4 protein-coding genes and 1 pseudogene are annotated in these 5,238 nt (G+C 61.8%); all 5 read left to right on the top strand.

Annotation, left to right across the window (positions count from 1 at the left end; genetic code table 11):
- The first annotated feature begins 128 nt into the window (after positions 1 to 128).
- The 5 genes and pseudogenes from BVER_RS35255 (at position 129) to BVER_RS17540 (ending at position 4,972) form a co-directional block, all read left to right on the top strand.
- Complete coding sequence (locus BVER_RS35255) at positions 129 to 251, top strand: hypothetical protein (RefSeq protein ID WP_269750771.1); 123 nt, start codon at positions 129 to 131, stop codon at positions 249 to 251.
- On the top strand, positions 244 to 1,230 hold the full coding sequence (locus BVER_RS17525; RefSeq protein ID WP_050454408.1) for an ABC transporter permease: 987 nt from the start codon (positions 244 to 246) through the stop codon (positions 1,228 to 1,230). The genes BVER_RS35255 and BVER_RS17525 overlap by 8 nt, the downstream gene beginning before the upstream one ends.
- A 61-nt stretch (positions 1,231 to 1,291) precedes the next feature.
- The gene (locus BVER_RS17530) at positions 1,292 to 2,032 is read left to right on the top strand and encodes a GntR family transcriptional regulator (RefSeq protein ID WP_050454409.1); all 741 of its coding nucleotides are present in this window, start codon (positions 1,292 to 1,294) and stop codon (positions 2,030 to 2,032) included.
- An 88-nt stretch (positions 2,033 to 2,120) separates the two neighbouring features.
- Positions 2,121 to 3,452, top strand: coding sequence for an aspartate aminotransferase family protein (locus BVER_RS17535; RefSeq protein WP_050454410.1), 1,332 nt, complete (start codon positions 2,121 to 2,123; stop codon positions 3,450 to 3,452).
- Positions 3,453 to 3,527: 75 nt separating this feature from the next.
- Positions 3,528 to 4,972 (top strand): annotated as a pseudogene (locus tag BVER_RS17540) (NAD-dependent succinate-semialdehyde dehydrogenase).
- The last annotated feature ends 266 nt before the right edge of the window (positions 4,973 to 5,238 follow it).

Below are 5,238 nucleotides of genomic sequence, written 5' to 3' on the forward strand. Positions count from 1 at the left end.
TTCTTCATCCATGGCCTGATCGGCGCTTTGTCGTCAAGCACTCAAGGTAGGAGCCCGGTGCCTAAATTGGGCACGCCGGGATCTGTGCGGGGGGTGTTCAGTAATGGACATCCCTACCGCAATCGCTCGTGAGCAATGCGCTCAATCTGCTGCAAATCGACAGTAAGTGGCAAACCTTCGTGCTGGGCGTTGCGGTCATCGTCGCCGTGTTCGTCGAGCTGCTTGCCCGAAAGGAGAACCGCGATGAGTGACGTGTCCATCTCGAAGCCGGCGATGCCGAGACGCGTGCCGAAGTGGGTCAAGGAACGCTCGGCGCTGTTCGGTCTCTGCGTGCTGGTGTTCGTCGGCTTTGCGTGCATGCGGCCGGTCATTGCATCGGCGGGGAATGTGCAGAACATCCTCGTGCAGGCGAGCTATCTCGCGATCTTCGCGGCGGCGCAGGCGCTGGTGATCATGACGCGCGGCTTCGATCTGTCGCTGGGCGTGGCCGTATCGCTCATCTCCGTCCTCTCGGCGATGGTGATGCACGCGCACGCCGCCGATCCCGCGACCGCGATCCTGCTCGGTGTGCTCGCCGCCTGCGCGACCGGGGCGATCATCGGCGCCCTCAACGGCGTATGTGTTGCGTTTGCCAAGATGAACCCGTTCGTCGTCACGCTCGGCACGATGAACATGGTTCTCGCGCTCAGCACCACGGTGAGCGGCGGCTTTCCGGTCTCGCCGCTGCCGGCCTCGTTCGTGGCGCTGTCGGGCGCACGGGTGGCGGGCGTGCCGCTGCTCATCGTGATGACGGTGCTGATCGCGATCGGCTTGCAGGTCGTCCTGTCGCGCACGGTGTTCGAACGCTCGATCATCCTGATCGGTGCGAACCGGCGCGCGGCGCGGCTCGCGGGCATCGCGTCGCGCATGCATCTTGGGGGGGCGTATGTGGTGTGCTCGGTGATCGTCGCCATCGGCGCGTTGTTGCTCACCGCACGCACCGGTTCCGGCGAGCCAAATCTGGGCGGCGACCTGACGCTGCAGACCGTCGCGGCGGCCGTGCTGGGCGGCATCCGGCTAAGCGGCGGCGAGGGCGACGTGTTCGCGCCCGTGCTCGGCGCCCTCCTTGTTACTATTCTCTCCAATGGCATGAACCTGATCGGCTTCGACGGCTATCTGCAGCGTCTCGTGCTGGGCGGCGTGATCGTGGCCGCGCTGGCCGTGGACCGTCATCTCGCCACGCGCGGCTGATCGCGCGCGAGCGGCGGCCATCAGGTAATTTCGAATCGACAGTCAAAGGAATGGCAGCAACATGAAAGCATCCGCGCCGGCTTTGAGTCTCGCGGCCGGCAATGAAGCCGAGCCGCGCGAACAGGACGACGACGAGTCGTTTCGACCGTCGTCGCTGAATCAACGCACGTATCACACCTTGCGCGAAGCGATCCTGTCGGGCGGCTTCATGCCCGGCTCGATGCTCAATATCCGTCCCATCGCCGCGATGCTCGGCGTCAGCCCGACGCCCGTGCGCGATGCGTTATCGCGCCTGCAAGCCGACGGCGCGCTCGAGGCGCTACCTAACCGCGCGTTTCGTCTGCCGGTGCCGAGTGTCGAGGAATTTCGCCAGTTGTCGATCATGCGGATTCGCCTGGAGGAGTGCGCGGTGCAGCATGCGGCCGCGCTGATCACGCCCGCCGAGGTGATCAAGGTCTCCGATCTGTACGACGAGATGTCGAGCCTCGTCGACCGGCCGAGCGACGAGTATCTTGCCGCGCATCGACGTTTCCATTTCATGATCTACGATGCGGCGCGCATGCCTTTGCTTCGCGAGGCGATCGAACGGTTGTGGCTCAGAATCGGCCCGCTGATGCACGCGAGCAGCAATCTGGAGGAGCAGCCGCTCGACGACAAGACGCACGCTGAGATCGTGCGCGCGCTCAAGGCCGGCGATCCTTTCGCGGCCACCATCGCGGTGCGCGACGACCTCACGCATACCACCGGGCCGGTGCTCGCATACTTGTCCAGTATCGACAAACGAAACACACCTTCAGAGTAGACGAACGACTCCGCGATCGGGCGGAGTCTGGATTCATCGATAAGGAATCCAAATTTAACGAGTGCCACCGTAAAAGGAACGATTTTCCATGAACAGCACTGCAAGCATGATCAATGGATACGACGAAAGCAACGCGGCGAACGTCGAAGCCTCGACGCGGGAGATGATCGCGCAGCGCAACGCGTTGCTCGGGCCGTGCTACAAGCTCTTCTACGAGAATCCGGTGCGCTTCGTGCGTGCCGAAGGCGTCCATCTTTACGACGAACAAGGGCGGCCTTACCTCGATGTCTACAACAACGTGCCGGTCGTCTGGCATTGTCATCCGCGTGTGGTCGAAGCAATCGCGCGTCAGGCATCGACGCTGAATACGCACACGCGTTATCTGACCGACGAGGTGCTGACTTACGCCAAAGCCCTGCTGGATACGTTTCCGAATGAACTCGGCCACGTCATGTTCACCTGCACGGGCAGCGAGGCCAACGATCTCGCGATGCGCATCGCGCGGTTTCATACGGGCGGCACGGGCTTTATCGTCAGCAGTTATGCGTATCACGGCATCACGCAGGCGACGGCGGAAATTTCGCCATCGCTCGGCACCCATCAGCCGCTGGGCCGCGATATTCGCAGCGTGCCGGCGCCGGATACATACCGGCAGGGAAGCGAAAACGTGGACGAGCGGTTCGCCGCCGGCGTCGAAGCCGCGATCGCCAACATGCAGCGTCACGGCATCCGCTTCGCGGGTCTGATCGTCGATACGGGGTTTTCGTCGGACGGACTGCAGTTGAATCCGACAGGCTTTCTGAAGCAGGCCGTAGATGTGGTGCACGCGGCGGGTGGCCTCTTCATCGCCGATGAAGTCCAACCGGGTTTCGCCCGGCTCGGCGAAAGCATGTGGGGCTTCTCGCGTCACGGCGTCGTCCCCGATCTCGTCACGATGGGCAAGCCCATGGGCAACGGCCTGCCGATCGCCGCGATCGTGGTCAAACCCGAACTGGTGCGCGAATTCGGCAAGTCGGTGCGGTACTTCAACACGTTCGGCGGCAACTCGGTGTGCATCGCGGCCGCCAACGCCGTGCTCGACGTGATCCGCGACGAAGATCTTCTGACGAACTCACGGCAAGTCGGCGCGTATCTGCGCGAGTCGCTCGCTCAGGAACTCGAGGGTATCGATTGCATCGGCGACGTGCGAGGTTCAGGGTTGTTCGTCGGCGTGGAATTCGTCAAGGACCGCGCCAGCAAGCTGCCCGATTCGGGCGCCGCGTTGCGAGTGGTGAATGCGTTGCGGGAAAAGCGTGTGTTGATCAGCGCATCGGGCGCGGCCGCCAATGTGCTCAAGATTCGGCCCCCGCTGCCTTTCTCGAAGCAGAACGTAGACGAGTTCATGGAGGTTTTCAAAGAGGTATTGCCTGAGGTTCGCTGAACCAGAACGCGCAGCGTCGGCGTCGAAAACTTGTGCGCCTTCGCGCGCTTTTCGCATTGCCTTTGGAGCTTGGGAATGGTCGACAAGATGTACCCGGACGTGCAACTGTTTATAGATGGCGAGTGGTGTGCGGCGTTTGAAGGCAAAACGCTGAATGTCGTCAGTCCCGCATCGGGCGAAGTAATCGGAACCGTAGCTCGGGCACATGTGAGCGATCTCGAGCGCGCCGTGCAAGCGTCGGTCAAGGGCTTCTCGGCGTGGCGTTCGATTCCCGCCCTTGAACGCGCGATGGTCATGCGCAAGGCAGCTTCTCTCGTTCGCGAGCGCGCAGACTCGATTGCTCGCCTGATGACTCAGGAGCATGGCAAGCCGCTCGCCGAGGCGAAGATCGAGGTGTTGTCTGCAGCGGACATCATCGAATGGTTCGCGGACGAGGGGCGTCGCATTTACGGCCGCCTGGTCCCGCCGCGCAATATGAACGCGCAACAATCGGTGATCAAGGAACCCGTCGGCCCAGTTGCAGCGTTCACGCCGTGGAATTTCCCCGTGAATCAGGTCGTGCGCAAGCTCTCGGCAGCGCTTGCATCCGGTTGTTCGTTTATCGTTAAAGCGCCCGAGGAAACGCCTGCCTCGCCTGCGGAATTAGTGCGCGCATTCGCGGATGCGGGCGTGCCGAACGGCGTACTGGGGCTGGTCTTCGGCGACCCGTCCGAAGTATCGCGCTACCTGATTTCCCATCCGGCGATACGCAAGGTGACATTCACCGGCTCGATTGCCGTGGGAAAGCAACTCGCGGCGATGGCAGGTCGACACATGAAGCGCGCGACGATGGAACTGGGCGGCCACGCGCCGTTATCGTCGCCGAAGACGCGGACGTCGAATTGGCGGTCAAGGCGTCCGCTGCGGCGAAATTTCGAAATGCCTGTCAGGTATGCATCTCACCGACGCGTTTTCTCGTCCACAACAGTCTGCGCGCGGAATTTGCGAAGGCGATGGTTGGATACGCCGAGAGTTTGACAGTCGGAGATGGTCTCGTGTCAGGCACGACGCTTGGCCCGCTTACAAATCCTCGCCGCGTGACCGCCATGACGAGCCTTGTTGCTAACGCTTGCAAAACCGTGGCGAAAGTGGCGGCGGGAAGCGAGCGCATCGGCAACTTCGGCAATTTTTTTGCTCCGACCGTGCTGACCGACGTGCCGCTGGATGCCGACGTATTCAACGAAGAGCCGTTTGGTCCCGTCGCTGCCATTCGCGGTTTCGACAAACTGGAAGATGCAATAGCGGAGGCGAATCGGCTTCCGTATGGCCTAGCCGCGTATGCATTCACATCGGTGTTCAAGACGGTGCATATGTTGTCGCAGTCGCTGGAAGTCGGCATGCTGTGGATCAACCAGCCGGCGACTCCGTGGGCTGAAATGCCATTTGGTGGCGTGAAGGATTCGGGGTACGGATCGGAGGGTGGGCCTGAGGCTCTGGACGCGTATCTGGTTACGAAGTCGGTCACGGTCATGGTCAGTTAGTGCCATGCGGTGACGATTCGTAATTGATGCGTCGATCTGGCAGTTGTGCGTGCGTTGGATGACCCTCTCACTTCTATAGAAAATCTTCGGTTCGCTCAGGCATGAACGGCGGGTTGGGGCGCATTGATGCATTCGCTGGCGGGTAGTGTGCAGAATGATGTGCAAAAACGCTGAGGCGGCAGGAGCGCAGAGGCAGGGGTGGCCGTGGTGTAAGTTGATGAATGTCCAGTTCGTCAACCTGCCCTCGGGAGGGCTTACGCCATGGC

The sequence above is a fragment of the Candidatus Burkholderia verschuerenii genome (assembly GCF_001189365.1).
Lineage (GTDB): Bacteria > Pseudomonadota > Gammaproteobacteria > Burkholderiales > Burkholderiaceae > Caballeronia > Caballeronia verschuerenii.